General features: G+C 69.7%; 27 protein-coding genes. 16 read left to right on the top strand and 11 right to left on the bottom strand.

The window, feature by feature from the left end; translation table 11 throughout:
- Window positions 1-13 precede the first annotated feature (13 nt).
- The 4 genes from BLT78_RS18895 to BLT78_RS18880 all read left to right on the top strand — a co-directional run bounded on the left by BLT78_RS18895 (window position 14) and on the right by BLT78_RS18880 (window position 2,616).
- On the top strand, window positions 14-445 hold the full coding sequence (locus BLT78_RS18895) for a DUF4426 domain-containing protein (RefSeq protein ID WP_090351380.1): 432 nt from the start codon (window positions 14-16) through the stop codon (window positions 443-445).
- Window positions 442-1,038: an RdgB/HAM1 family non-canonical purine NTP pyrophosphatase gene (rdgB, locus tag BLT78_RS18890; RefSeq protein ID WP_090351378.1), complete on the top strand. Its 597-nt coding sequence runs from the start codon at window positions 442-444 to the stop codon at window positions 1,036-1,038. Before BLT78_RS18895 ends, rdgB begins: the two co-directional genes overlap by 4 nt.
- Entirely contained in the window at window positions 1,035-2,210 is a 1,176-nt protein-coding gene (gene hemW, locus BLT78_RS18885; RefSeq protein WP_090351377.1) for a radical SAM family heme chaperone HemW, read from the top strand. Before rdgB ends, hemW begins: the two co-directional genes overlap by 4 nt.
- Before the next feature lie 82 nt (window positions 2,211-2,292).
- Window positions 2,293-2,616 carry a DUF3392 domain-containing protein gene (locus tag BLT78_RS18880; RefSeq protein WP_090351375.1) on the top strand — a complete coding sequence of 108 codons (324 nt, stop codon included), beginning with the start codon at window positions 2,293-2,295 and terminating at the stop codon, window positions 2,614-2,616.
- A gap of 70 nt (window positions 2,617-2,686) precedes the next feature.
- Here the strand turns inward: BLT78_RS18880 and trmB are convergent, their stop codons facing one another.
- The 4 genes from trmB to BLT78_RS18860 form a co-directional block, all read right to left on the bottom strand.
- On the bottom strand, window positions 2,687-3,358 hold the full coding sequence (gene trmB, locus BLT78_RS18875) for a tRNA (guanosine(46)-N7)-methyltransferase TrmB (RefSeq protein ID WP_231975829.1): 672 nt from the start codon (window positions 3,356-3,358) through the stop codon (window positions 2,687-2,689).
- 133 nt (window positions 3,359-3,491) lie between these two features.
- Window positions 3,492-4,289 carry a thiazole synthase gene (locus BLT78_RS18870; protein ID WP_090351372.1) on the bottom strand — a complete coding sequence of 266 codons (798 nt, stop codon included), beginning with the start codon at window positions 4,287-4,289 and terminating at the stop codon, window positions 3,492-3,494.
- Window positions 4,290-4,351: 62 nt separating this feature from the next.
- Window positions 4,352-4,552, bottom strand: a complete 201-nt coding sequence (thiS, locus tag BLT78_RS18865) for a sulfur carrier protein ThiS (protein ID WP_090351371.1) — start codon at window positions 4,550-4,552, stop codon at window positions 4,352-4,354.
- Window positions 4,553-4,641: 89 nt separating this feature from the next.
- Window positions 4,642-5,022 carry a DUF423 domain-containing protein gene (locus BLT78_RS18860; protein ID WP_090351369.1) on the bottom strand — a complete coding sequence of 127 codons (381 nt, stop codon included), beginning with the start codon at window positions 5,020-5,022 and terminating at the stop codon, window positions 4,642-4,644.
- Between the two features lie 156 nt (window positions 5,023-5,178).
- Here BLT78_RS18860 and BLT78_RS18855 point away from each other — a divergent pair, with 156 nt between their 5' ends.
- The 3 genes from BLT78_RS18855 (at window position 5,179) to BLT78_RS18845 (ending at window position 6,781) form a co-directional block, all read left to right on the top strand.
- Complete coding sequence (locus BLT78_RS18855; RefSeq protein WP_090351368.1) at window positions 5,179-5,529, top strand: cupin domain-containing protein; 351 nt, start codon at window positions 5,179-5,181, stop codon at window positions 5,527-5,529.
- A 101-nt stretch (window positions 5,530-5,630) separates the two neighbouring features.
- Complete coding sequence (gene mtgA, locus BLT78_RS18850; RefSeq protein ID WP_090351367.1) at window positions 5,631-6,326, top strand: monofunctional biosynthetic peptidoglycan transglycosylase; 696 nt, start codon at window positions 5,631-5,633, stop codon at window positions 6,324-6,326.
- Between the two features lie 116 nt (window positions 6,327-6,442).
- Window positions 6,443-6,781: a hypothetical protein gene (locus BLT78_RS18845; protein WP_090351365.1), complete on the top strand. Its 339-nt coding sequence runs from the start codon at window positions 6,443-6,445 to the stop codon at window positions 6,779-6,781.
- 131 nt (window positions 6,782-6,912) lie between these two features.
- Here BLT78_RS18845 and rpoH read toward each other — a convergent pair whose 3' ends face one another.
- From rpoH to ftsY, 4 genes are all read right to left on the bottom strand, one after another.
- Window positions 6,913-7,767 carry an RNA polymerase sigma factor RpoH gene (gene rpoH, locus BLT78_RS18840; RefSeq protein ID WP_090351363.1) on the bottom strand — a complete coding sequence of 285 codons (855 nt, stop codon included), beginning with the start codon at window positions 7,765-7,767 and terminating at the stop codon, window positions 6,913-6,915.
- 116 nt (window positions 7,768-7,883) lie between these two features.
- On the bottom strand, window positions 7,884-8,891 hold the full coding sequence (gene ftsX, locus BLT78_RS18835; protein ID WP_090351362.1) for a permease-like cell division protein FtsX: 1,008 nt from the start codon (window positions 8,889-8,891) through the stop codon (window positions 7,884-7,886).
- Window positions 8,891-9,559 (bottom strand): cell division ATP-binding protein FtsE, encoded by a 669-nt coding sequence (gene ftsE / locus BLT78_RS18830; protein WP_090351361.1) that lies wholly within the window; start codon window positions 9,557-9,559, stop codon window positions 8,891-8,893. The genes ftsX and ftsE overlap by 1 nt, the downstream gene beginning before the upstream one ends.
- Complete coding sequence (gene ftsY / locus BLT78_RS18825) at window positions 9,556-10,791, bottom strand: signal recognition particle-docking protein FtsY (RefSeq protein WP_090351359.1); 1,236 nt, start codon at window positions 10,789-10,791, stop codon at window positions 9,556-9,558. The genes ftsE and ftsY overlap by 4 nt, the downstream gene beginning before the upstream one ends.
- 124 nt (window positions 10,792-10,915) lie before the next feature.
- Between ftsY and BLT78_RS18820 the strand changes: the two genes are divergently transcribed.
- The 6 genes from BLT78_RS18820 to BLT78_RS18795 all read left to right on the top strand — a co-directional run bounded on the left by BLT78_RS18820 (window position 10,916) and on the right by BLT78_RS18795 (window position 18,215).
- Window positions 10,916-12,283, top strand: coding sequence for a M16 family metallopeptidase (locus BLT78_RS18820; protein WP_090351358.1), 1,368 nt, complete (start codon window positions 10,916-10,918; stop codon window positions 12,281-12,283).
- On the top strand, window positions 12,276-13,754 hold the full coding sequence (locus BLT78_RS18815) for a M16 family metallopeptidase (RefSeq protein WP_090351356.1): 1,479 nt from the start codon (window positions 12,276-12,278) through the stop codon (window positions 13,752-13,754). Before BLT78_RS18820 ends, BLT78_RS18815 begins: the two co-directional genes overlap by 8 nt.
- Complete coding sequence (gene rsmD / locus BLT78_RS18810) at window positions 13,754-14,377, top strand: 16S rRNA (guanine(966)-N(2))-methyltransferase RsmD (protein WP_090351355.1); 624 nt, start codon at window positions 13,754-13,756, stop codon at window positions 14,375-14,377. The genes BLT78_RS18815 and rsmD overlap by 1 nt, the downstream gene beginning before the upstream one ends.
- Window positions 14,378-14,515: 138 nt before the next feature.
- Complete coding sequence (locus tag BLT78_RS18805; protein WP_090351354.1) at window positions 14,516-17,320, top strand: diguanylate cyclase; 2,805 nt, start codon at window positions 14,516-14,518, stop codon at window positions 17,318-17,320.
- An 87-nt stretch (window positions 17,321-17,407) separates the two neighbouring features.
- Window positions 17,408-17,887: a pantetheine-phosphate adenylyltransferase gene (coaD, locus tag BLT78_RS18800; protein WP_090351352.1), complete on the top strand. Its 480-nt coding sequence runs from the start codon at window positions 17,408-17,410 to the stop codon at window positions 17,885-17,887.
- Window positions 17,888-17,963: 76 nt separating this feature from the next.
- Window positions 17,964-18,215 (top strand): YfhL family 4Fe-4S dicluster ferredoxin, encoded by a 252-nt coding sequence (locus tag BLT78_RS18795; RefSeq protein ID WP_090351351.1) that lies wholly within the window; start codon window positions 17,964-17,966, stop codon window positions 18,213-18,215.
- A 48-nt stretch (window positions 18,216-18,263) separates the two neighbouring features.
- On the opposite strand, the gene BLT78_RS18790 is transcribed toward BLT78_RS18795, so the two are convergent.
- The 3 genes from BLT78_RS18790 to mutM form a co-directional block, all read right to left on the bottom strand.
- Window positions 18,264-20,093, bottom strand: a complete 1,830-nt coding sequence (locus tag BLT78_RS18790) for a Na/Pi cotransporter family protein (RefSeq protein WP_090351349.1) — start codon at window positions 20,091-20,093, stop codon at window positions 18,264-18,266.
- 214 nt (window positions 20,094-20,307) lie between these two features.
- A complete protein-coding gene (locus BLT78_RS18785; protein ID WP_090351348.1) occupies window positions 20,308-20,658 on the bottom strand; it encodes a multidrug transporter in 351 nt (116 codons plus the stop codon).
- Window positions 20,659-20,769: 111 nt separating this feature from the next.
- On the bottom strand, window positions 20,770-21,582 hold the full coding sequence (mutM, locus tag BLT78_RS18780) for a bifunctional DNA-formamidopyrimidine glycosylase/DNA-(apurinic or apyrimidinic site) lyase (RefSeq protein WP_090352413.1): 813 nt from the start codon (window positions 21,580-21,582) through the stop codon (window positions 20,770-20,772).
- Window positions 21,583-21,717: 135 nt separating this feature from the next.
- Here mutM and BLT78_RS18775 point away from each other — a divergent pair, with 135 nt between their 5' ends.
- From BLT78_RS18775 to BLT78_RS18765, 3 genes are all read left to right on the top strand, one after another.
- On the top strand, window positions 21,718-22,911 hold the full coding sequence (locus tag BLT78_RS18775) for a class I SAM-dependent rRNA methyltransferase (protein ID WP_090351346.1): 1,194 nt from the start codon (window positions 21,718-21,720) through the stop codon (window positions 22,909-22,911).
- 231 nt (window positions 22,912-23,142) lie between these two features.
- Entirely contained in the window at window positions 23,143-24,981 is a 1,839-nt protein-coding gene (gene ilvD / locus BLT78_RS18770; protein WP_090351345.1) for a dihydroxy-acid dehydratase, read from the top strand.
- Window positions 24,982-25,170: 189 nt separating this feature from the next.
- Window positions 25,171-25,800, top strand: a complete 630-nt coding sequence (locus BLT78_RS18765) for a hypothetical protein (protein WP_090351343.1) — start codon at window positions 25,171-25,173, stop codon at window positions 25,798-25,800.
- Window positions 25,801-25,812: the final 12 nt, after the last annotated feature.

Raw genomic sequence — 25,812 nt, 5'->3', positions numbered from 1 at the left:
GGAGATCATCGCCATGCGTCGCCTAGCCCTGCTCCTGCTCACCCTGAGCCTCGCCCTGCCCGCAGCCGCCGAACGCCTGCAACGCTTCGGCGACCTCGAGGTGCACTACAACGTGTTCAACTCCAGCTTCCTGCAACCGGACATCGCCGCCAGCTCCGGCCTGGTGCGCAGCAAGACCCAGGGCGTGCTCAACGTCGCGGTGATGCGCGCCGGCAAGCCGGTGCCGGCCGCCGCGGTCAGCGGCACGGTGAAGAACCTGCTCGGCCAGAGCAAGCCGCTGGCCTTCCAGCGCGTCAGCGAGGGTGAAGGCGACAAGCAGGCGGTCTACCACCTGGCGCAGTTCCCGGTGACCGAGCGCGAGGTGCTGACCTTCGACCTCAAGGTGCAGGAAGGCGGCGTCACCCACAGTCTCACCTTCAACCAGGAAGTGTTCCCCGACGAATGAAAGCCCTGACCGAACTGGTGCTGGCCAGCCACAACGCCGGCAAGCTCAAGGAACTGCAGGCCATGCTCGGCGACGCCGTGCGCGTGCGCTCGGTGGCCGAGTTCAGCACTGTCGAGCCGGAAGAGACCGGCCTGTCGTTCGTCGAGAACGCCATCCTCAAGGCCCGCCACGCCGCCCGCGTGTCCGGCCTGCCGGCGCTGGCCGACGACTCGGGCCTGGCCGTGGACGCCCTCGGCGGCGCGCCGGGCATCTACTCGGCGCGCTACGCCGGCGGCAAGGACGACGCGGCGAACAACGCCAAGCTGCTCGATGCGCTCAAGGACGTGCCGGACGCCGAACGCGACGCCCAGTTCGTCTGCGCCCTGGCTCTGGTGCGGCATGCCGAGGATCCGCTGCCGATCCTCTGCGAGGGCCTCTGGCACGGCCGCATCCTGCACGAGGCGCGCGGCGCCGGCGGCTTCGGCTACGACCCGCTGTTCTGGGTGCCGGAGTGCGACTGCGCCAGCGCCGAGCTGCCGGCCACCGAGAAGAACCGCCTGAGCCACCGCGCCCGCGCCATGGCCCAGCTCAAGCAGCGGCTGGGCCTCGCTTGAGCCCCGCCACGCCCGCCCCGGCGCGGCCGGGGCTGTTCCGCCTGCCGCCGCTGGCGCTGTACATCCACATCCCGTGGTGCGTGCGCAAGTGCCCGTACTGCGACTTCAACTCCCATGCCGCCGGCCCCGAGCTGCCCGAGGAAGCCTACGTCGACGCCCTGCTCGCCGACCTCGAGGCCGACCTGGACAGCGCCCACGGTCGCGAGCTCACCTCGATCTTCTTAGGCGGCGGCACGCCCAGCCTGTTCTCGGCGCGCGCCCTGGACCGCCTGCTGCAGGGCGTCGAACGGCGCCTGGGCTTCGCCGGCGACATCGAGATCACCCTCGAGGCCAATCCCGGCACCTTCGAGCAGGCCAAGTTCCGCGACTACCGCAGCCTCGGCATCAATCGCCTGTCGATCGGCGTGCAGAGCTTCCAGACCGAGCAGCTCAAGGCGCTGGGGCGCATCCACGACGGCGATGAGGCGATCCGCGCCGCCGAGATGGCCCGCGCGGCCGGCTTCGACAACTTCAACCTCGACCTGATGCACGGCCTGCCGGGCCAGGACGTCGCCGGCGCCCTGGCCGACCTGCGCCAGGCCATCGCCCTGGCACCGACGCACCTGTCCTGGTACCAGCTGACCCTGGAGCCGAACACGGTGTTCTGGAGCCAGCCGCCGGAGATTCCCGAGGACGACATCCTCTGGGACATCCAGGAGGCCGGCCAGGCGCTGCTCGCCACCGAGGGCTTCGCCCAGTACGAGACCTCGGCCTACGCCCGGGATGGCCGCCGCGCCCGGCACAACCTCAACTACTGGACTTTCGGAGACTTCCTCGGCATCGGCGCCGGTGCCCACGCCAAGCTGAGCGACCCGAACGGCCATATCCGCCGCAGCTGGAAGACCCGCCTGCCCAAGGACTACCTCGACCCGGCCAAGCGCTTCCAGGCCGGCGAGCGGGAGCTGGAGCCGGCCGAGCTGCCGTTCGAGTTCATGATGAACGCCCTGCGCCTGACCGCAGGCGTGCCGGCCGCGCTGTTCGAGCAGCGCACCGGGCTGGCACTGGCCAGCATCGCGGAAGCCTGCGCCGCGGCACGCAGCGCCGGGCTGCTCGACAGCGATGCGCAGGTGCTGCGGCCGACGGCGCGTGGCCAGCTGTTTCTCAACGACCTGCTGCAGCACTTTCTGTCCTGAGCGTGTTCAGAGTGGCAGGACTGCCTGCCACGTGCAGGTAGACTGACGCCAGCCGTGATCGCCATACCTGCAAGGAGCCCGCATGGATCTGCTACTCGACCTGTTCACCACCCTGTCGCGCTGGTGCCGCAGCCACCTCGACGAGATCGCCCTGGCGGTGGTCGCCGCGCTGCTGGTGCTGTTCGGCCCGCTGGTCAACGCCTGGCTGCAGCGCCAGGTCGGCAGTCTCAACTTTGTGTTCCGCACCCTGCTGTTCATCCTGCTCTGCGCCATCGGCTACGGCATGCTCATCGTCCACGCCACACCCTGGCTGGCCAAGGGCCTGGCCCAGCTCAACAACTACACCCTGGCGCCGGCGCTGCTGCTGGTGTTCATCGGCATTGGCGTGATCGCCGAGCGGCGCTGACGCCCCCGCAGCGCACGGCTCAGAAACGACGAAGCCGGGCAAGCCCGGCTTCGTCGTCAGCGCCAGCGACTCAGTCGACGCGCTGGAACTTCAGGTCCCACACGCCGTGGCCGAGGCGCTCGCCGCGGCGCTCGAACTTGGTCACCGGACGCTCCTCGGGGCGTGGCACGTAGCTGCCGTCGGCGGCCAGGTTGCGGTAGCCGGGCGCGACGCTCATCACCTCGAGCATGTGCTCGGCGTAGGGCTGCCAGTCGGTGGCCATGTGCAGCACGCCGCCGACCTTGAGCTTCTGGCGGATCAGCTCGGCGAACGCCGGCTGGACGATGCGCCGCTTGTGGTGGCGGGCCTTGTGCCAGGGATCGGGGAAGAACAGCAGCACGCGATCCAGACTGGCGTCGGCCACGCACTGGCGCAGCACGTCCAGCGCGTCGCAGCTGTACACGCGGATATTGCTCAGGTTCTGCGCCAGCGCACCGGACAGCAGGGCACCGACGCCCGGCTTGTGCACCTCGACGCCGATGAAGTCCTGCTCGGGCGCGGCAGCGGCCATCTCCAGGGTCGAGTGGCCCATGCCGAAGCCGATCTCGAAGGTGCGCGGCGCGCTGCGCCCGAACACCTGGTCGAAGTCGCGCAGGCCATCCTCCAGCTGCAGACCGAACTGCGGCCAGCCCTGCTCGAGGCCGCGCTGCTGGCCGTCGGTCATGCGCCCGGCGCGCATCACGAAGCTCTTGATGGTGCGCAGGCGCGGCGCTTCGCCGGCGGTCTCCGGCGCTTGTTGGATTTCGTCGGTCATTGTGCTTCCTGAAGGACAACCGAGCCCCGCCATCGTGCAGGGCTCGCGGAGGGGATGGGCGGCAGCGCTGCCACCCGGACGATCAGCGGATCAGGCCTTCCAGCGGCGACGAGGCGCTGGCGTACAGTTTCTTCGGCATGCGTCCGGCGAGGTACGCCAGACGGCCGGCGACGATGGCGTGCTTCATCGCCTCGGCCATCAGCACCGGGTGCTGCGCGTGGGCGATGGCGCTGTTCATCAGCACCGCCTCGCAGCCCAGCTCCATGGCGATGGTGGCGTCGGAGGCGGTGCCCACCCCGGCGTCGACCAGTACCGGCACCTTGGCCTCCTCGAGGATGATGCGCAGGTTGTACGGGTTGCAGATGCCCAGACCGGTGCCGATCAGGCCGGCCAGCGGCATCACCGCGATGCAGCCGATCTCGGCCAGCTGGCGGGCGACGATCGGGTCGTCGCTGGTGTAGACCATCACGTCGAAACCGTCCCTGACCAGCACTTCGGCGGCCTTGAGGGTCTCGATGACGTTGGGGAACAGGGTCTTCTGGTCGGCCAGCACTTCCAGCTTGACCAGCTTGTGGCCGTCGAGCAGCTCGCGGGCCAGGCGGCAGGTGCGCACCGCTTCCTCGGCGTCGTAGCAGCCGGCGGTGTTGGGCAGGATGGTGTACTGGTCCGGGCTGATCACGTCGAGCAGGTTCGGCTCGCCGGGATTCTGGCCGATGTTGGTGCGGCGCACGGCGACGGTGACGATCTCGGCGCCGGAGGCCTCGATGGCCAGGCGGGTCTCTTCGAGATCCTTGTACTTGCCGGTGCCGACCAGCAGGCGCGAGTTGTAGCTGCGGCCGGCCAGGACCAGCGGTTTGTCGATCGGGGAAGACTGGCTCATCGGGGATTCCTCTGCAGGCATGCGCGGGCGGATCGGAAAGGGGCGGCAGCGATACCGGACGGCTAACCGCCGCCGATGGCGTGCACCACCTCGACGCGGTCACCCTCGCGCAGCGGGGTGCCGGCGTGCTGGCTGCGCGGCACGATATCCAGGTTGAGTTCGACCGCCACGCGCCGGCCGGCCAGGTCGAGACGGGCCAGCAGGTCGGCGACGGACAGCCCTTCGGGCAGCTCCACAGCTTCGCCATTGAGCTGAATGCGCATGGTTGGCTACTCGCAAGATCGGGGGAAAGGCCGGCATTCTAGCGCCGATCGGCGCCGATGACCAAGGCGCCGGCCGGATGGCACGGCACTCAGCAGCCGTGCGGGCGCGCACGCCAGGCGGCCAGGGCCAGGCACAGCCAGCCGGCGAGGAAGCAGACGCCGCCCAGCGGCGTGACCATGCCCAGCTTCAGGCTGCTCAGGGTCAGCAGGTACAGGCTGCCGGAGAACAGCAGGATGCCGAGGGCGAACAGCCCGCCGGCGGCGCCGAGCAGGCGCGAGCGCCAGTGCAGGGCCAGCAGGCCGACGCCGAGCAGGGCCAGGGCATGCACCAGCTGGTAGAGCACGCCGGTCTGGAACACCGCCAGATACTCGGGGCTCAGCCGGCCGCGCAGGCCGTGGGCGGCGAAGGCGCCGAGGGCCACGCCGGTGAAGCCGAACAGCGCGGCGAGCAGGACGAAGGGACGCGACATCGGGAACTCCACTGACTGACGGGGCCACCATGATCGCCGCGCGCCGCGCGCCAGGCAAACCGGCGGCACGGACAAGCGGATGTCGATTGCAGACAAGTCGCCTGCGCGTGGATCGCTATGGTGGTGGGCCACCCACCCGATCACCAGGGAGCCTCCATGCACCAGCCGATCACCCTGCTGCGCGACACCCGTCCGGTTCCCGTCCTCGACGCCTCCAAGTGGCAGATCATCGAGGGCGAGCCGCGCACGGTGAACCTCAACGCCTACACCTCGCCCGACGGCCGCAAGATCATGGGCACCTGGATCTGCACGCCCGGCAAGTGGCAGGTCAGCTACGACAAGTGGGAGTACTGCCACTTCCAGGAGGGCTACTGCATCATCACCCCGGAAGGGCAGGAACCGATCCACCTGCGCGCCGGCGACATCTTCATGATCGAGCCGGGCATGCGCGGTACCTGGGAAGTGGTCGAGACCGTGCGCAAGTACTTCATCTTCGTCGCCGACTGAGTAACCGAGCAGCCGGGCGGCCGCCGCCCGGCAGCACGGCTGTCCCGCTGCGGCCGGGCGACCTCTATAATGGTCGCCCCCTCCAGCCGCCTCTCGCCTCCATGCCACCCCGCCGCCTGCTTCGCCGTACCGTCCGAGCCCTGCTCTACAGCCTGGCCGCCAGCGCACTGCTGGTGCTGATCCTGCGCTGGGTTCCGCCACCGGGCAGCATGCTGATGGTCGAGCGCAAGATCGAGTCCTGGCTCGCCGGCGAGCCGATCGATCTGCAGCGCAGCTGGCGTCCGTGGGAGGAACTGCCCGACGACCTCAAGGTGGCGGTGATCGCCGCCGAGGACCAGAAGTTCGCCGAGCACTGGGGCTTCGACATCGCCGCCATCCGCGCCGCCCTGGCGCACAACGAGCGCGGCGGCCAGCTGCGCGGCGCCAGCACCCTCAGCCAGCAGGTGGCCAAGAACCTGTTCCTCTGGTCCGGACGCAGCTGGCTGCGCAAGGGCCTGGAAGCCTGGTTCACCCTGCTGATCGAAACCCTGTGGCCGAAACAGCGCATCCTCGAGGTGTACCTGAACAGCGCCGAGTGGGGCAATGGCGTGTTCGGCGCCGAAGCCGCGGCGCGCCACCATTTCGGCAGGGGCGCACCCTACCTGTCACGCCAGCAGGCCAGCCTGCTCGCCGCCGTGCTGCCCAACCCACGCGAGTGGAGCGCCGGCCGGCCGGGCGCCTACGTCAGCCGCCGCGCCGGCTGGATCCGCCAGCAGATGTGGCAGCTCGGCGGCAGTCACTACCTGCAACGGTTGTAACCGTAGCCATCCACCACTGTTACCACCTCGAAAGATTCGTTACCGATCTACACACGAATTAGACTTTGGTATAAGATGCGCGCCATCCCAACCGAGGTCCATCGAGGACAACCGCCATGAACGACCCCCAGCTTAGCAACCTGCTTGATGATCTGGACTCCGCCCACCTCGCCGACGACGGCCTGAGCCGTCTGGTGGTGACCCGCCTGGCGGAAAAGCGGATTCCCTATCGGGCAATGCTGGGCAAGGTGAAACTGGGCGACAAGGAGCTCTACCCGCACTTCTGGGTCGAGACCAGCGACTGCGTGATCGACTACCGCGCCCGTCCGCAACTGAACGACCAGCGCGCCCCGCACGGCGCAGTGCCGCGCGAGCGGCTCGAGGCCGAGTACGAAGGCCAGGAGATCGTCCTCGATCCACTGCCCGACTACCTGTTCGAGCTGGTCCGCCACTGAGCCGCCGCCCGCCACGCGGGCAGCCCGCCAACGAAAAAGCCCCCGACAGGTGACTGCCGGGGGCTTTTTTGCATGCCTGCGACCAGGACGCGCAGCGGGCGACCGGCGCCGGATGCGCCGCCGCCGCGGGATCAGGCCAGCAGGCGGCCCTTGAGCTTGGTCATGGCGTTCTTCTCCAGCTGGCGGATGCGCTCGGCGGAGACGTTGTACTTGGCGGCGAGCTCGTGCAGGGTGGCCTTCTCCTCGGCCAGCCAGCGCTGGTAGAGGATGTCGCGGCTGCGCTCGTCGAGGCCGTCGAGGGCGTCGTGCAGGCTGGCGTTGGAGCTGTCGCTCCAGTCGGCTTCCTCCAGCTGACGCGCCGGGTCGTAGCGGTTGTCTTCCAGATAGTGGGCCGGCGCCTGGAAGGCGGCATCGTCGTCGGCGTCGCTGGCCGGATCGAAGGCCATGTCCTGACCGGACAGGCGGCTCTCCATCTCGCGCACCTCGCGCGCCTCGACGCCCAGGCTCTCGGCGACCGCGGAGACCTCGTCGTTGCTCAGCCAGGCCAGACGCTTCTTCTGGCTGCGCAGGTTGAAGAACAGCTTGCGCTGCGCCTTGGTGGTGGCGACCTTGACGATGCGCCAGTTGCGCAGGATGAACTCGTGGATCTCGGCGCGGATCCAGTGCACCGCGAAGGACACCAGGCGCACGCCCATTTCCGGGTTGAAGCGCTTGACCGCCTTCATCAGGCCGACGTTGCCTTCCTGGATCAGGTCGGCCTGGGCCAGGCCGTAGCCGGAGTAGCTGCGGGCGATGTGCACCACGAAGCGCAGGTGCGCCAGCACCAGCTGGCGGGCAGCCTCGAGATCCTGCTCGTAGTACAGACGCCCGGCCAGCTCGCGCTCCTGCTCGACGGACAACAGCGGAATACTGTTGACCGAATGCACGTAGGCCTCCAGGTTCGCGCCGGGAGCCAGGGCATAGACAGGTTGCAGAGAGGTGGACATGGACATCCTCCAGGTAGCCGAATCAGCGTGTGACTATAGCACTGTGCCATTGAGACAGGAAACAGCCGCGAAAAGTTCCCTTACACCTTGAAAAACACAACAAAATCAATCACTTATCACTGAGGCGCAAGCTGGCGCAGGTGCCGGGCGACGGCCAGCCAGGCGCCCACCCAGCCGAGCAGCAGGGCGCCGACCAGCAGCGACAGGCCATCCTCGAGCGGCACCCCGGCGAGGGCGAAATCGCTGTCGTACAGCGCGGCGAGGCCGACCACCGACTGGTTCAGCCAGCTCAGGCCGTACTCCAGCAGCCCCCAGGCCAGCAGGCCGGCACCGATACCGTAGAAGGCCCCGGTATAGAGGAAGGGGCGGCGCACGTAGCCGTCGGTGCCGCCGACCAGCTTGATCACCTCGATCTCGGCGCGGCGGTTCTCGATGTGCAGGCGGATGGTGTTGCCCACCACCAGCAGCAGGGCCAGCACCAGGGTCACCGCCAGGCCGAAGACGAAGCGGTCGCCGAGCTTGAGGATGGCGCCGAGGCGCTCCACCCACTGCAGGTCGAGCTGTGCCAGGTCGACACCGGGCAGGGCCGCCAGGCGCTCGCGCAGGGCCTCCAGCGCCGCCTTGTCGATCTCCTTCGGCGTTACCAGCACCACCGCGGGCAGCGGGTTCTCCGGCAGTTCGCGCAGCGCATCGCCCAGCCCCGAATGCTGCTGCAGCTCGGCCAGTCCCTGCTCACGGCTGATCCACTCGGCGGACAGCACCTCGTCCATGCTCTCGATCTGCTCGCGTAGCGTCTGCCCTTCGACCTCGGCCACCTCCAGCTCGAGGAACAGCGAGATCTGCGCGGCGCGCTGCCAGGAACCGCCGAGGCGCTCGACGCCGTCGAGCAGCAGCGACAGGCCCATCGGCAGGGACAGGGCGATGGCCATCACCAGGCAGGTGAGAAAGCTGCCGAACGGCTGGCGGACCAGGCGGCGCAGGCTGTCGGCCAGGCTGGCGCGATGGCTCTCGCCGTAGGCACGCAGCAGGCCGCCCCAGTCGGTGCGCTCCTCCTCCTGCAGGCGGCGCTGGCGTTGCTCCGGGGCGCCTTCCTCGGCGCCGCGCGGCAATTGCTTGGCAGTCATCAGGTCGGCTCCCCGTCGCCGATCAGGCGACCGCGTTGCAGGGTGAGCAGGCGATGGCGCATGCGCGCGATCAGGGCAAGGTCGTGACTGGCGATCAGCACGGTGGTCCCCAGGCGATTGATGTCCTCGAACACGCCCATGATCTCGGCGGCCAGGCGCGGGTCGAGGTTGCCGGTCGGTTCGTCGGCGAGCAGCAGCGCCGGCTGGTGCACCACCGCGCGGGCGATGCCGACGCGTTGCTGCTGGCCGCTGGACAGGTCGGCGGGGAACTGCTCGCCCATGTCCTTCAGCGACACCCGCTCCAGCGCCTCACTCACCCGCCGCTCGATCTCCTCGCGCGGCAGGCCGAGGATCTGCAGCGGCAGGGCGACGTTGTCGAACACGCTGCGGTCGAACAGCAGATGATGGTTCTGGAACACCACGCCGATCTGCCGGCGCAGGAAGGGGATCTCCGCGTTGCTGATCGCGCCGATGTCCTGGCCGGCCAGCAGCAGCTTGCCGCTGGTCGGTCGCTCCAGCGCCAGCAGCAGGCGCAGCAGGGTGCTCTTGCCGGCGCCGGAGTGGCCGGTGACGAAGAGGAACTCGCCGCGCCGGGCGCGGAAGCTCAGTTCGTGCAGGCCGACGTGGCCGTTGGGATAACGCTTGCCCACCTGCTCGAAACGGATCATGCAGACTCCTGTCCTGCGAACAGCGCCTTGACGAAGGCATCGGCCTCGAACGGGCGCAGGTCGTCGATGCCCTCGCCGACGCCGATGTAGCGGATCGGCAGGCTCATCTGCTTGGCCAGGGCGAAGATCACCCCGCCCTTGGCGGTGCCGTCCAGCTTGGTCAGCGCCAGGCCGCTGAGGTTGACCGCCTGGTGGAACAGGCGCGCCTGGCTGAGGGCGTTCTGCCCGGTGCCGGCGTCCAGCACCAGCAGGGTCTCGTGCGGCGCGCTATCGTCGAGCTTGCCGATCACCCGACGGACCTTCTTCAGCTCCTCCATCAGGTTGTCCTTGGTGTGCAGGCGTCCGGCGGTGTCGGCGATCAGCACGTCGATGCCGCGCGCCTGGGCGGCCTGCACGGCGTCGAAGATCACCGAGGCGGAGTCGGCGCCGGTGTGCTGGGCGATCACCGGGATGCGGTTGCGCTCGCCCCACACCTGCAGCTGCTCGACCGCCGCGGCGCGGAAGGTGTCGCCGGCGGCGAGCATGACCTTCTTGCCTTCGTCCTGCAGCTTCTTGGCCAGCTTGCCGATGGTGGTGGTCTTGCCGGCGCCGTTCACGCCGACCACCAGGATCACGTAGGGCCTGCGGCCGGCCTCGATGGCCAGCGGCTGCTCGACCGGGCGCAGGATGGCGGCCAGCTCTTCCTGCAGCGCCTTGTACAGCGCCTCGCTGTCGGCCAGCTCCTTGCGCGCCACGCGCTTGGTCAGGTTCTGGATGATCGCGGTGGTCGCCTCGACGCCGACGTCGGCGGTCAGCAGGCGGGTCTCCAGCTCGTCGAGCAGGTCGTCGTCGATCGCCTTCTTGCCGAGGAACAGGCTGGCCATGCCCTCGCCGAGGCTGGCGCTGGTCTTGGCCAGGCCCTGCTTGAGGCGGGCGAAGAAGCCGAGCTTGGCCGGCTTCTCCTCGACCAGCGGGGCAGCCGCGACCACTGCCGGCGGCGCGGCAACCGGGGCCGGTTCGACCACGGGCGCGGCCACCACCGGCGCGGGCGCAGGCTCGGCCGGCGGCTCGGGCTGGGCGACTTCGGCGAGCGGCGCGGCGTCGGCGTCGGCGTCAGCGGCGATTTCGGCCGGCAACGGCTCGCCGGTCGCCTGCTCGGCGGCCTCGGACGGCGCCTTCTTGCGGAACCAGCCGAACAGGCCTTTCTTTTCTCCGTTGTCCGGAGCCTTCTTGTCGTCTTTGGAACCAAACATGAACGGCTTGCATCTCAAGTGAGCGGCTGCGCACTGACGTGGCCGCCAGTAAATCGGTTGGGTATCCTAGCACCTCCGCACCCGCCGGCGCCAAAACCCGCCGGCAGTCTGAAAGGTCTCTCTGATGAATGCATCCCTGCGCCACGCCGCCCGCCTCCTGCTGGTCGCCCTGTGCCTGCCGCTGGGCGCCTTCGCCGCCAGCAGCCAGCCGACCCACGAGTTCACCCTGGACAACGGCCTCAAGGTGATCGTCCGCGAGGACCACCGTGCGCCGGTGGTGGTGTCGCAGCTGTGGTACCGCATCGGCTCCAGCTACGAGCGCCCCGGCTTCACCGGCCTGTCCCACGCCCTCGAGCACATGATGTTCAAGGGCAGCGCCAAGCTCGGCCCCGGCGAGTCCTCGCGCATCCTGCGCGAGCTGGGCGCCGAGGAGAATGCCTTCACCAGCGACGACTACACCGCCTACTACCAGGTGCTGGCGCGCGATCGCCTGGAGGTCGCCCTGGAGATGGAGGCCGACCGCCTGGCCGGTCTGCGCCTGCCGGCCGACGAGTTCGCCCGCGAGATCGAGGTGATCAAGGAGGAGCGCCGCCTGCGCACCGAAGACAACCCTTCGGCGCTGGCCTGGGAGCGCTTCAAGACCGCCGCCTTCCCGGCCACCGGCTATCGCACGCCGACCATCGGCTGGATGGCCGACCTCGAGCGCATGACGGTGGACGACCTGCGTGCCTGGCACGAGGACTGGTACAGCCCGAACAACGCCATCCTGGTGGTGGTCGGCGACGTCAGCCGCGACGAGGTGAAGAGCCTGGTCGAGCGCCACTTCGCCGCCATCCCGGCGCGCCCGCTGCCGGCGGCGCGCATGCCGCTGGAGTTGCCGGCGCTCGGCGAACGGCGTCTGACCCTGCAGGTGAAGACCCAGCTGCCCAGCCTGCTGATGGGCTTCAACGTGCCCGCCCTGGCCAGCGCCGACAATCCCCGCGAAGTCCACGCCCTGCGCCTGATCGCCACCCTGCTCGACGGCGGCTACAGCGCACGCCTGCCCACCCGTCTGGAACGCGAGCAGGAGCTGGTCACCGGGGTATCGGCCAGCTACGACCCGTTCAACCGCGGCGACAGCCTGTTCGTGCTCTCCGCACGCCCCAACCTGCAGCAGGGCAAGACCCTCGAGCAGGTCGAGGCCGGCCTGTGGCAGGAGCTGGAACGTCTGAAGAACGAGGCGCCGAGCAGCGCGGAGCTGGCGCGGGTGCAGGCGCAGGTGATCGCCGGCCTGGTCTACGAGCGCGACTCGATCGCCAGCCAGGCCACCAGCATCGGCATGCTGGAAACCGTCGGCCTGTCCTGGCAGCTGCTCGACCAGGAGCTCGAATCCCTCAAGGCGGTGACCCCCGCCGACATCCAGGCCGCCGCCCGCCGCCTGTTCCAGCGCGAGCGCCTGACCCTGGCCCAGGTGCTGCCGCTGCCGGCCGCTGAGGAGAACAGCCATGAATAAGCGTCACCTGCTGCTGATCGCCGCCCTGCTCGGCCTGCTCGGCCTGTTGCTGCTGATCAGCCGCCCCGCCGCCCAGCCGGACAGCCCCGTCGCCGACGGCACACCGGCCGCCGCGCCGAAGATCGCCTCGCTGGCCAAGATCGACGGCCAGGCACCGGCACGCCGCCCGCTGGACATCCAGCGCTGGACCACCGCCGAGGGCGCCCGCGTGCTGTTCGTCGCCGCCCACGAGCTGCCGATGTTCGACCTGCGCCTGACCTTCGCCGCCGGCAGCAGCCAGGATGGCGCCAGCCCTGGCCTGGCCCTGCTGACCAACGCCATGCTCAACGAGGGCATCGACGGCCGCGACGCCACCGCCATCGCCGCCGGCTTCGAGGGCCTCGGCGCGCAGTTCGGCAACGGCTCCTACCGCGACATGGCCGTCGCCTCGCTGCGCAGCCTGTCCGCGCGCGAGCAGCGCGAGCCGGCGCTGGCGCTGTTCGCCCGGGTGGTCGGCGCCCCCAGCTTCCCCGACGACGCCCTGGCACGGGTGAAGAACCAGGTGCTCGCCGGCCTCGAGCTGCAGAAGCAGAACCCCGGCAAGCTGGCCAGCATCGCCCTGTTCCAGCAGCTGTACGGCCAGCATCCCTACGCCCAGCCGAGCGACGGCACGCCGGCCAGCATCCCGGCCATCGACCGCGCCCAGCTGGCCGCCTTCCATGCCCGCGCCTACGCCGCCGGCAACGCGGTGATCGCCCTGGTCGGCGACCTCGACCGCGTCGAGGCCGAGGCCATCGCCGCGCAGGTATCCGCCGCCCTGCCCGCGGGGCCGGCGCTGCCGCCACCGCCGGCGCCCGAGGCCCCGGCCGCGGTCAGCCGGCACGTCGAATACCCCTCGCAGCAGACCCACCTGCTGCTCGCCCAGCTCGGCATCGACCGCCGCGACCCGGACTACGCCGCGCTCTACGTCGGCAACCAGATCCTCGGCGGCGGCGGCTTCGGCACCCGCCTGATGGAGGAGGTGCGCGAGAAGCGCGGCCTGACCTACGGTATCTACTCCGGCTTCACCCCGATGCAGGTGGCCGGCCCGTTCATGATCAACGTGCAGACCCGCGCCGAACTGAGCGAGGCCACCCTCGGCCTGGTGCGCCAGCTGGTGCGCGAATTCATCGCCCGGGGGCCGAGCGCCGAGGAGCTGGCCACGACCCAGCGCGAACTGGCCGGCAGCTTCCCGCTGTCCACCGCGAGCAACGCCGACATCGTTGCCCAGCTCGCCGCCATCGGCTTCTACGACCTGCCGACCACCCAGCTGGAAGACTTCATGAACCAGGTGCAGCAACTCACCGTCGAACAGGTACGCGCGGCCATGGCCCGCCACCTGGATGCCGACGCCTTCGTGGTGGTCACCAGCGGCCCGACGGTCGCCCAGCAGCCGCTGCCTCCCCCTGTCGAACGTCCCGCCGCGCAGAACGCCGGCGTACCGGAGCACTGATGGCCCGTCCCAGCACCAAGCCCGCCCGCAAGCCCTCCGCCAGCCAGCCCCAGGGGCAGGGCCAGCTGCGCATCATCGGCGGCGAGTGGCGCTCGCGGCGCCTGAGCTTCCCCGACGCACCCGGCCTGCGCCCGACCCCGGACCGCGTGCGCGAGACCCTGTTCAACTGGCTGGCGCCCCACGTCGAGGGCGCGCGCGTGCTCGACCCCTTCGCCGGCAGCGGCGCCCTGCTGCTGGAAGCGCTGTCACGCGGCGCCAGCCGCGGCCTGGCGCTGGAACTCAACCCGGCCGCGGCCAGCGCCCTGCGCGGCAACCTCGAACTGCTGCGCGCCAGCGGCGCCGAGGTACGCCAGGCCGACGCCCTGCAGCACCTGCAGGGCGCGAGCGCCGAGCCCTTCGACCTGGTGTTCCTCGACCCGCCGTTCCACAAGGAACTGCTCGTCCCAGCCTGTCAGTTGCTGGAAAGCCGCGGCTGGCTGGCGGCCGATGCCTGGATCTACACCGAGAGCGAAAGCGCCCCCTCCAGCCTCGGCCTGCCCGGCCACTGGCACCTGCACCGCGAGAAGCACACCGGCCAGGTGCATTACGCCCTCTGGCAGCGCCGCCCCGCGACAGGCGCCTGAGCGGCGGAAAACTGTCGACTGCATCACACTGCAAACTGTCGATCTCTTCACATTACTGCGAGCACAGCGGCCCGGACGATATCCTTGGCGAATAGTCCGGCCGTTGCCTGCCTGAAGTACGGCGGACAAGGAGCCTGCATGTCCGCCCCCCGCGACGCCCTACCCCTGCGCTGCAGCCGTCGCTGCCAGTGGGCGCTGTGCTGCCTGCTGGTCCTGATCGGACTCGCCCTCACCACCTGGCTGAGCCTCAAGCTGCACCATGACAGCCAGGCCCTGCGCCAGCAGCACTTCGACCAGCTCGCCGGGGAACGCCTCGCCCGCCTCGAGGAGCGGCTCGAGACTCGCCAGCGCGACCTCGACAGCGTGCGGCGCTTCTTCGAAAGCTCCGCTGCGGTGAGCCGCAGCGAGTTCGAGCGCTTCGCCAGACCGCTGCTCGACGACCACCTGGTGCTGTCGTGGGCGCCGCTGCTGAAGGTCGACCCCGCCATCCGCGACGCGCAGCTGCTGGCCTTCGCCCGCCGCGCGGAAATCCTGGTCGGCAGCGGCTTCCAGCTGCGCGAGGCGGACAGCCAGGGCCGCCTGCAGCCGCTGCAGCCGCGCGGACACTATTACCCGCTGCTGTTCAGCCTGTCGCGCAGCGTCAGCGAGCTGCCGCTCGGCCAGGACATGGCCTCGCCCGGCCCACGGCGCGAGGCGCTGGAGGATGCCCTGCGCCATGACCACATCAGCCGCAGCGCCATCCTGCGCTTCACCAGCGGGGCCGAGGCCGACCGGCTCGGCCTGCTGCTGGTCGCCCCGGTGCGCGACCGTGCCGCCACGGCCCACGCCGGCAGCCACGCCGCCGCGCCCCTGCGCGGTGCGCTGTTCAGCACGATCAGCCTGCGCCAGCTACTCGAAGAGGGACAGACCGCGCTGACCCTGGAGAGCCTGGCCCTCGAGCTGCACGATCCGATCCACGCGGGCGCCACACCGACCTACCACCTCGGCCGTCCGGCCGCCGACAGCTCGTTGCTGGCCAGCCGCGAACTGCGCACCGCGGGCGGCGACTTCCACCTGGTGATCCGCCCCACCACCCGCTTCCTGGCCCAGCACCCGGTCCTGCCGGTCTGGAGCATCGCCCTGCCGGGTACGGCGCTCAGCCTGCTGCTCGGCGTTCTGCTGTTCGTCCTGCTCAGCCAGCGCCAACGCGCCCTCGCCCTGGTCGAGCGGCGCACCGCCGAGCTGCAGGAAAGCCGCGAGGCCCTGCGCCTCAGCGAGGAGCGCTGGGCGCTGGCCCTCGACGGTATCGGCGACGGCGTGTGGGACTGGGACCTGCTCGCCGATCGCCTGTACCTGTCTCCGATGTGGAAGCGCATGCTCGGCTACGCCGAGGACGAGATCGGCGACCGCCCCGAGGAGTGGCGCAGCCGCCTGCATCCGGAGGATGCCGCGCGCTGCGAGCAGGCGCTGCACGAGCACCTGGCCGGGCGCACGCCGCTGTACCGCAGCGAGAAGCGGCTGCGCTGCAAGGACGGTGGCTGGAAATGGCTGCTGGCACGCGGCAAGGTGGTCGAACGGCTGCCCGACGGCCAGCCGGCGCGCATCATCGGCACCCACGTCGACATCTCGATGCGCAAGGCCCTGGAACTGGAGCTGCGCCAGAGCCATGCGCGCCTGCAGGGGCTGCTCGAGGCGGCCACCCAGGTCGCCATCATCGGCATCGACCGCGCCGGCGAAGTCCGCACCTTCAATGCCGGCGCCGAGCGCCTGCTGGGCTACGACCGCACGGAAATCCTCGGCCAGGCCGCCAGCCCGCTGCTCGCCGCCAAGCCGCTGGCCGCCAGCGCCGGGCTGGCCGAGGTGCCGGACGCCGTTCCGGCCCTGCTCGCCGCCCTGCTCCGCACGCGCCAGCACCGCGAGCTGGACACCGTGCTGCTCAGGCGCAACCGCGAGCCGCTACAGGTGACCCTGATGCTGTCCGCCATCCTCGCCGCCGACGGCCAGCTCGACGGCTATCTGCTGATCGCCATCGACATCGGCGAACGAATGCGCACCCGCCGGGCACTGGAGGAACACAGCCACCTGCTGCAGAAGCTCGGCGCGCAGGTCCCCGGCAGCATCTACCAGTTCCGCCTGTACCCCGACGGCCGCAGCTGCTTCCCCTACGCCAGCGCCGGCATCCACGAGGTCTACGAGGTCAGCCCCGAGCAGGTGCGCGCGGACGCCTCGCCGGTGTTCGCCCGCCTGCACCCCGACGATCGCGCGCGCATCGACCGCTCGATCCACGCGTCGGCCAGCGCCCTGCTCCGCTGGCAGGAGGACTATCGCGTGCAGCTGCCGCAGCGCGGCCTGCGCTGGCTGCGCGGCGACGCCATGCCGGAGCGCCTGCCGGACGGCTCGGTGCTCTGGCACGGCTTCATCGCCGACATCACCAGCCTCAAGCAGGTCGAGGACGAGCTGCGCACCCTGACCATCACCGACCCGCTGACCGGCATCCACAACCGCCGCTACTTCCTCGACCAGCTGCATATCGAGCTGGAGCGGCGCAACCGCACCGGGCGCCCGTTCAGCCTGATCATGCTGGACATCGACCACTTCAAGCGGATCAACGACAGTTTCGGCCACGATGCCGGCGATCAGGTGCTCCGCGAGCTGTGCCGGCGCATCGCCGCGCGCCTGCGGCGCCTCGACTGCTTCTGCCGCCTCGGTGGCGAGGAGTTCATCGTGATCTGCCCGGAAACCGACGCCGCCCAGGCCGGCCAGCTGGCCGAGGCCTTGCGCCAGCTGCTGGAAAGCGCGCCCTTCCCTGCGGTCGGCCGGGTCACCGCCAGCTTCGGAGTCACCAGCGCGCACCCCGGCGACAGCCACGAGAGCCTGCTGCAGCGCGTCGACCAGGCGCTCTATGCCGCCAAGGGCAGCGGCCGCAACCGGGTCTGCGGCGCCCCCGTCGAGAGCGGTGCCTGAATCGCAGCCATAGCTTTGGCTTGGCCGCCCGGTCGGCGCTGCGCTACCATCCGGGCCTCCTCCGCTCCCTGCCGACAGGACAACTGGATGAATCGCGTGCTTTACCCGGGCACTTTCGACCCGATCACCAAGGGCCATGGCGACCTGATCGAGCGCGCCTCGCGCCTGTTCGACGAGGTGATCATCGCGGTGGCGGCCAGCCCGAAGAAGAACCCGCTGTTCAGCCTCGACAAGCGCGTCGAGCTGGCCCAGGCGGTCAGCGCCCACCTGCCCAACGTGCGGGTGCTCGGCTTCTCCAACCTGCTCGCCCAGTTCGCCCACCAGCAGCAGGCCAACGTCCTGCTGCGCGGCCTGCGCGCCGTCTCCGACTTCGAGTACGAGTTCCAGCTGGCCAACATGAACCGGCAACTGGCCCCGGACGTGGAAAGCCTGTTCCTCACCCCGTCGGAGAAGTACTCCTACATCTCCTCGACCCTGGTGCGGGAAATCGCCGCGCTCGGCGGCGACATCGACAAGTTCGTCCACCCGGTCGTCGCCGAGGCCCTGCGCGAGCGCTTCGCCGGCTGACGCGGCGAGTGCAGCCCGCCTGTGCTTGCGGCACAATAAGCAGCATGTTGACTGTATCTGCTCCTGGAGTTGTCCCATGTCCCTTATGATCACCGACGACTGCATCAACTGCGACGTCTGCGAACCGGAGTGCCCGAACGGCGCCATTTCCCAGGGCGAGGAGATCTACGAGATCGATCCGAACCTGTGCACCGAGTGCGTCGGCCACTACGACGAACCGCAGTGCCAGCAGGTGTGCCCGGTGGACTGCATCCCGCTCGACCCCAACCACGCGGAAAGCCGCGACGAGCTGATGCAGAAGTACCTGATCATCAGCGGCAAGGCCTGAGCGCCGCGCCCCTGATGTGCACGGACGCCGGCCCCGGGGCCGGCGTTTTCATTTGCTCTCGAGCCGGATCAGCGGCTCGTCGCCGGCGCTGCGGAACGGCAGCTGCGGCATCACCTCGCGCCCCTCGCCGAGGCCCAGCAGCAACACGTTGCGCAGGCTCTGGCCGATGCGGCTGGCGTAGCCCAGGTCATTCATCAGCGAGCCGGCGCGCAGGCCATCCAGGCGCTGCTCGCGCACCGCGGCGAACAGCCGCTCGCGGAACGCCGCATCGAAGCCCGCCGCCTGGTTGTCGAACATCTCCAGGCGCGCGCGCAGCGCCTCGGCGGGCAGCTCGAGCAGGCTGATCGCGCGCATTTCGCGCAGCACCCAGAGCAGATGGCGGCGCAGCTCGGCATAGGCGGCGCTGACCGCCGGATCGCCGTCGGTGAGCAGCCGCTTGAGGTTCTTCTGCAGGTGCTTGGCGTCCTTCACCGCATCCACCAGCTGCAGCGCCACCACCTGGCTGGCCACCCAGGCGCGGCTGTGCGCCTCGTCCAGATTGACCTCCAGACGCCCCATGTAGCTCAGCAGGTCGCCATACACGCCCTTGATGTGGCGCTGGTACAGCTGCTCGGCATCCAGCGCATGCCCGGCCGTCTGCGCCGAACTGCGCAGCACCGCCTCGTCGATCTGCGCACTGCTCAACTGGTCGACCGGCAGGTACAGGGCGTGGCAGATCACCTCCAGGCTCAGCCGCGCGAGGTGCTGCAGCTCGCGGGCCACCGCCTGCACCGCCGCCCCCGCCGAGCCCAGTGCGGCCTCGTCGAGGTAGCGGGCGCGGGTCTGCGGCAGTTCCTGGGCGACGTGGCCGTTGCTGACTTCGGCGATCAGCACGTGCGGTTCCGCCGCCTCGGGCAGGCGCCGCTCCAGCCAGCCGGCCAGCGCACGGTGCCAGGGCAGGAACAGCAGCAGGCCGAGGCCGTTGAAAAGGGTATGGAACAGCGCCAGCTGGAACACGGCACTGCCGGCCAGCCCCAGGCGGACGGCCAGCAGATCGGTCAGCAGGGTCAGCGGTCCGAGCAGCAGCAGGACCAGCACCCCGGTGAGGCCATTGAACAGCACGTGGGCGATGGCCAGCCGCTTGCCGGCCCGGGCGCCGCCCAGCGAGCCGAGCACCGCGGTGATGGTGCTGCCGATGTTGGCGCCGATGGCCAGGGCGAAGGCCTGCTCGAGGCCGATCTGCCCAGCGGACAGCGCCGTCAGGGTCAGCATCAGACTGGCATGGCTGGACTGCAGCAGCGCGGTGGCGAGCATGCCCACCGCCACGTACAGCAGCACGCCCAGGAGGCCGGACACGTGCACCTGCGCCGGATCCAGCCAGGCGCTGGCATCGGTGAAGCCGGTCTTCATCAGATCGATGCCGAGAAACAGGAAGCAGACCCCGAGCATCACCCGACCGATGCCCCGGGATCTCGGCCCGTTGAAGCCGAGCAGGATGCCGAACACTGCCAGCGGCAGGGCCAGAACGCTCAGGCTGGCGCTCTGACCGGCCAGAGCCAGCAGCCAGACGCCGCTGGTGGTGCCCAGATTGGCGCCGAAGACGATGCACAGCCCCGCCGCCAGACCGATCAGGCCGGTGCCGAGGAAGGCGATGGTCAGCAGCGAAACCAGCGAACTGGACTGCAGCAGCACCGTGGCGAACACGCCGAAGCCCAGGCTTTTCCAGGCGCGGTCGGTGGCCCGGGCGAGGAAACGCTCCAGCTCGCTGCCGGCCAGCTGGCGCAGGCCCTCCTCCAGGCACTGCATGCCGAACAGGAACAGCGCCAGGCCACCGGCCAGCCGCGTCCAGTCGGGGCTGAACCAGAACGACAACGCCAGCAGCGCGGCCAGCATCCACATGACGGCCGTGTTAAGCGCGCTTTTCGACAAGAACTTTCCCCCGCGTGAGCGTCGCCGCGTCCTGCCGGGAGTGTGTCACGGTAGCGGAATCGCCTGCCGTGGGGGCATGACTGCGGCATGACCGCCGGATGGCGGATGCATGGCGATTCTGCCCGAAGGGGAAGGGTGGAGGACAGCCCGAAACAACAAGGGCGCCGCGATGGCGCCCTCTGGCTTACTGCTGGTACTGCTCGCTTTCCGCCCAGGACGAGGTGCAGCCCAGGCAGCGCACGAAGGCCTCGCGGCCCGGCTCGACCACCAGCGCCTGCGCGGCTTCCTCGACGTTGCCGCCCAGTGCCGAGAACGGCAGGCTGACGACGAACAGCACGGCGCCAATGGCGGTGCCGGCGATCAGCAGCGGACGCGCGATGACCAGGTCGCCGACCATGGCGTAGGCCGGCGGGGCCTCCAGGGTGTAGGCGGGATCGCCGCTGACGTTGTCCTGGGAGGCAGACGCGGACAGCGGAAGGGAGGCCAGGCCGGTGGTCAGGATCAGGCCGAGAGCGGTGGAACGGAACAGATTCATGCGCAGGGTCCTTTTGCCGCGTTGCACGTGGGTTAACTATATCAGCGAATCGACCGACCTCAGCGTGAACGCCGTCAATCGCCGCAAGCGCGCCGCGAGCGAAAGCCGCTCTCAGCGCTGGCAGCGCGGACAGTACACGCTGGCGCGCTGGCCCAGCTTGACCTCGCGCAGGGTACTGCCGCAGACCTTGCAGAATTCGCCGCCGCGGCCGTAGACCAGCAGGGTCTGCTGGAAGTAGCCGGGCTTGCCGTCGCCGCCGACGAAGTCGCGCAGGGTGGTGCCGCCGCAGTCGATGGCCGCGGCGAGGATGCGCTTGATCTCCTCGGCCAGCCGCAGGTAACGCGCCCGCGAGATCGAGCCGGCCTCGCGGCGCGGATCGATGCCGGCGGCGAACAGCGCCTCGCTGGCGTAGATGTTGCCGACGCCGACCACCACCGCGTTGTCCATGATGAACGGCTTGACCGCCATGCTGCGCCCGCGCGACAGCTGGTAAAGCCGCTCGCCGTCGAAGTCGTCGCCCAGCGGCTCGGGGCCGAGCTTGCGCAGCAGCTCGTGCTCGAGCGGCGCCGCGCTCCACAGCAGCGCGCCGAAGCGTCGCGGATCGTGGTAGCGCAGCGCCAGCCCGGAATCCAGCACGATGTCGACATGCTCGTGCTTCTCCGCCGGCAGGCCGGCCTCGACCAGGCGCAGGCTGCCGGACATGCCCAGGTGGCCGATCAGGGTGCCGCACTCGGCCTCGATCAGCAGGTACTTGGCGCGCCGGCCGACCCGCAGGATGCGCTGCCCGGACAGGCGCACGTCGAGATCCTCGGGAATCGGCCAGCGCAGGCGTCGCTCGCGGACGATCACGCGGGTCACGCGGTGGCCTTCCAGGTGCGGGGCGATGCCGCGGCGGGTGGTTTCGACTTCGGGCAGTTCGGGCATGGCGATCATACGGAGCGGAACTTCGGGGACGCCACCTTAGCAGGATCGGCGCCGCCGCTCACCGCCCGCCGGCGGATGGCTGCGGCCGGGCTCGGCGCCTTCCGCTATACTGCGCGCTTTTTGCGAGAGAGCCCCATGTCCCTGCCCAGCCTGCGACTGAAAGCCAACGCCGAGCGCCGCCTGCGCGCCGGCCACCTGTGGGTCTACAGCAACGAGGTGGACGTGGCGGCCACCCCGCTGTCGCTGTTCCAGCCGGGCGACCAGGCCATCCTCGAGATGGCCGGCGGCAAGCCGCTGGGCATCGTCGCCATCAGCCCGCAGAACCTGATCTGCGCGCGGCTGATCTCCCGCGACGTCAAGCACCCGCTGGACAAGTCGCTGCTGGTGCACCGCCTCAACGTCGCCCTGAGCCTGCGCGAGCGCCTGTTCGACGCGCCCTGCTACCGTCTGGTGTACGGCGACTCCGACCTGCTGCCGGGCCTGGTGGTCGACCGCTTCGGCGACCATCTGGTGGTGCAGCTGGCCTCGGCGGCCATGGAGCGCCACAAGGACGCGGTGGTCGAGGCGCTGGTGCAGGTGCTCAAGCCGGCCGGCATCCTGTTCAAGAACGATTCCAGCGCCCGCGATGCCGAGGGCCTGCAGCGCTACGTGGAGACCGCCTTCGGCGTGGTGCCGGAGTGGGTGTCCCTGGAAGAGAACGGCGTGAAGTTCGAGGCGCCGGTGCAGGGCGGGCAGAAGACCGGCTGGTTCTACGACCACCGCCTCAACCGCGCGCGCCTGGCACCCTACGTCAAGGGCAAGCGGGTGCTCGACCTGTTCAGCTACGTCGGCGGCTGGGGCGTGCAGGCCGCGGTATTCGGCGCCTCCGAGGTGATGTGCGTGGACGGCTCGGCGCTGGCGCTGGACGGCGTCGAGCGCAACGCCGCGCTCAACGGCGTGGGCGAGAAGATGGCCTGCGTCGAGGGCGACGTGTTCGAGGCGCTCAAGGAGCTGAAGGCCGCCGAGGAGCGCTTCGACGTGATCGTCGCCGACCCGCCCGCCTTCATCAAGCGCAAGAAGGACCTGAAGAACGGCGAGGCCGCCTACCGCCGCCTCAACGAACAGGCCATGCGCCTGCTCAACAAGGACGGCATCCTGGTCAGCGCCAGCTGCTCGATGCACCTGCCGGAGGACGACCTGCAGAACATCCTGCTGTCCAGCGCCCGCCACCTCGACCGCCACATCCAGCTGCTCGAGCGCGGCGGCCAGGGCCCGGATCACCCGGTGCACCCGGCGATCAACGAGACCCGCTACATCAAGAGCCTGACCTGCCGGATCCTGCCGAGCTGAGGCCGAGTGTAGGGTGGACAACGGCGCAGCCTTGTCCACCAGACCGGTACCGGTGGTGGAAAAGGCCTGCGGCCATTTTCCACCCTACCGCACTGGTGCGCATGGCGCACCCTACGCCAGTCAGTCTGGAACAGGGTGCGCCGCGCGCAGCCCATCCGCCCCGCTGCCCCCGCCCGCCAATCGCTGGTATTCTGGAAAGCTCAGTATCCGCCTGCATTCCGGGAACCCGCCATGCCTGACTATCGCTCGAAAACCTCCACCTTCGGCCGCAACATGGCCGGCGCCCGCGCGCTGTGGCGCGCCACCGGGATGAAGGACGAGGACTTCAAGAAGCCGATCATCGCCGTCGCCAACTCCTTCACCCAGTTCGTGCCCGGCCACGTGCACCTGAAGGATCTCGGCCAGCTGGTCGCCCGCGAGATCGAGAAGGCCGGCGGCGTGGCCAAGGAATTCGACACCATCGCCGTCGACGACGGCATCGCCATGGGCCACGACGGCATGCTCTATTCGCTGCCGAGCCGCGAGATCATCGCCGACTCCGTCGAGTACATGGTCAACGCCCACTGCGCCGACGCCCTGGTGTGCATCTCCAACTGCGACAAGATCACCCCCGGCATGCTGATGGCCGCCCTGCGCCTGAACATCCCGGTGGTGTTCGTCTCCGGCGGTCCGATGGAAGCCGGCAAGACCAAGCTGGCCAGCCACGGCCTCGACCTGGTCGACGCCATGGTCGCCGCCGCCGACGACTCCTGCTCCGACGAGACCGTCGCCGAGTACGAGCGCAGCGCCTGCCCGACCTGCGGCAGCTGCTCGGGCATGTTCACCGCCAACTCGATGAACTGCCTGACCGAGGCCCTCGGCCTGTCGCTGCCAGGCAACGGCACCACCCTGGCCACCCACGCTGACCGCGAGCAGCTGTTCCTGCGCGCCGGCCGCCTGATCGTCGAACTGTGCCAGCGCTACTACGGCGAGGGCGACGAGTCGGTGCTGCCGCGCTCGATCGCCAGCTTCAAGGCGTTCGAGAACGCCATGACCCTGGACATCGCCATGGGCGGCTCGACCAACACCATCCTGCACCTCTTGGCCGCCGCCCAGGAGGCCGAGGTCGACTTCAACCTGCGCCACATCGACCAGCTGTCGCGTCGCGTGCCGCAGCTGTGCAAGGTCGCGCCGAACATCCAGAAGTACCACATGGAAGACGTGCACCGCGCCGGCGGCATCTTCTCGATCCTCGGCGAGCTGGCCCGCGGCGGCCTGCTGCACACCGACGTGCCGACCGTGCACAGCAAGACCCTGGCCGACGCCATCGCCGCCTGGGACATCACCCAGACCAGCGACGAGGCGGTGCACACCTTCTTCAAGGCCGGCCCGGCCGGCATCCCGTCGCAGACCGCGTTCAGCCAGGCCACCCGCTGGCCGAGCCTGGATACCGACCGCTTCGAGGGCTGCATCCGCAGCGTCGAGAACGCCTACTCCCAGGAAGGCGGCCTGGCCGTGCTGTACGGCAACATCGCCCTGGACGGCTGCGTGGTGAAGACAGCCGGCGTCGACGAGTCGATCCACGTGTTCGAAGGCCGCGCGCGCATCTACGAGAGCCAGGACGCCGCGGTGAAGGGCATCCTCGCCGACGAGATCCAGCCGGGCGACATCGTGGTGATCCGCTACGAAGGCCCGAAGGGCGGCCCGGGCATGCAGGAAATGCTCTACCCGACCAGCTACCTGAAGTCCAAGGGCCTGGGCAAGCAGTGCGCCCTGCTCACCGACGGCCGCTTCTCCGGCGGCACCTCGGGCCTGTCGATCGGCCACGTCTCGCCGGAAGCCGCTTCCGGTGGCGCCATCGGCCTGGTCGAGGAAGGCGACAAGATCCTCATCGACATCCCCAACCGCAGCATCAGCCTGCTGGTCGGCGACGACGAGCTGAAGGCCCGCCGCCTGCACCAGGACCACAAGGGCTGGAAGCCGGCCGCCCCGCGCGCGCGCAAGGTCAGCACCGCGCTGAAGGCCTACGCCCTGCTCGCCACCAGCGCCGACAAGGGCGCGGTGCGCAACAAGGCGCTGCTCGAGGACTGAGCCCGCCCCCGGAAACGCCAGCGTTTCCCTGACGAACGCCCCGCCCCGCGGGGCGTTCGCCTTTCTGCTGCGCGCCACCGGTCGGCAAGCGCACTGCCGTTCGTCCGTTGCCGTTGTCCGGAGCTATTTCGGCATTTTTTACTGCTTTAATTGTTCTTGGGGGATCAGCCATCTCACGAGGATACCGCCATGATCATCCGCACCCTGACCCTGCTGCTGGCGCTCTGTGCGCCGCTGGCCTGGGGCCAGACCACGCCACAGCCGGCCACCGCGCCCGCCTCCGCCGCCGTCCTGGATACCCGCCTGGCCCTGCGCGACCTGTGGGTCGAGCACATCTTCTGGGTCCGCAACTACGCCCTGGCCAACCAGGCCGGCAACACCGCCCAGGCCCAGAGCGCCGTCAAGCAAGTGGTGGCCAACGCCACCGCGATCGCCAACAGCCTGCAGCCGCTGTACGGCCAGCCGGCCGCCGACCAGTTGCTCAAGCTGCTGGCCGGCCACTGGGGCGCGATCAAGGACTACAGCGACGCCAGCGTGACCAAGGACCCGAGCAAGCAGAAGTCGGCCGTGGACGCCCTGACCAGCAACGCCAGGGCCATCGCCGCCTTCCTGGCCAAGGCCAACCCCTACCTGGCGGAGGACAGCCTGGTGAGCCTGCTCGGCGCCCACGGCGGCCACCACATCACGCAGATCGACCAACTCGCCAGGTCCGACTACAGCGGCGAGGCGCAGACCTGGCAGGCCATGCGCGAGCACATCCTGGCCATCGCCGACGCCCTCGCCGGCGCGCTGGCCAAGCAGTTCCCCGACAAGTTCTGAAACCCGCAGCGG

It is taken from the genome of Pseudomonas oryzae (assembly GCF_900104805.1).
GTDB lineage: Bacteria > Pseudomonadota > Gammaproteobacteria > Pseudomonadales > Pseudomonadaceae > Geopseudomonas > Geopseudomonas oryzae.
This window is presented reverse-complemented; position numbering and strand designations above follow the sequence as displayed.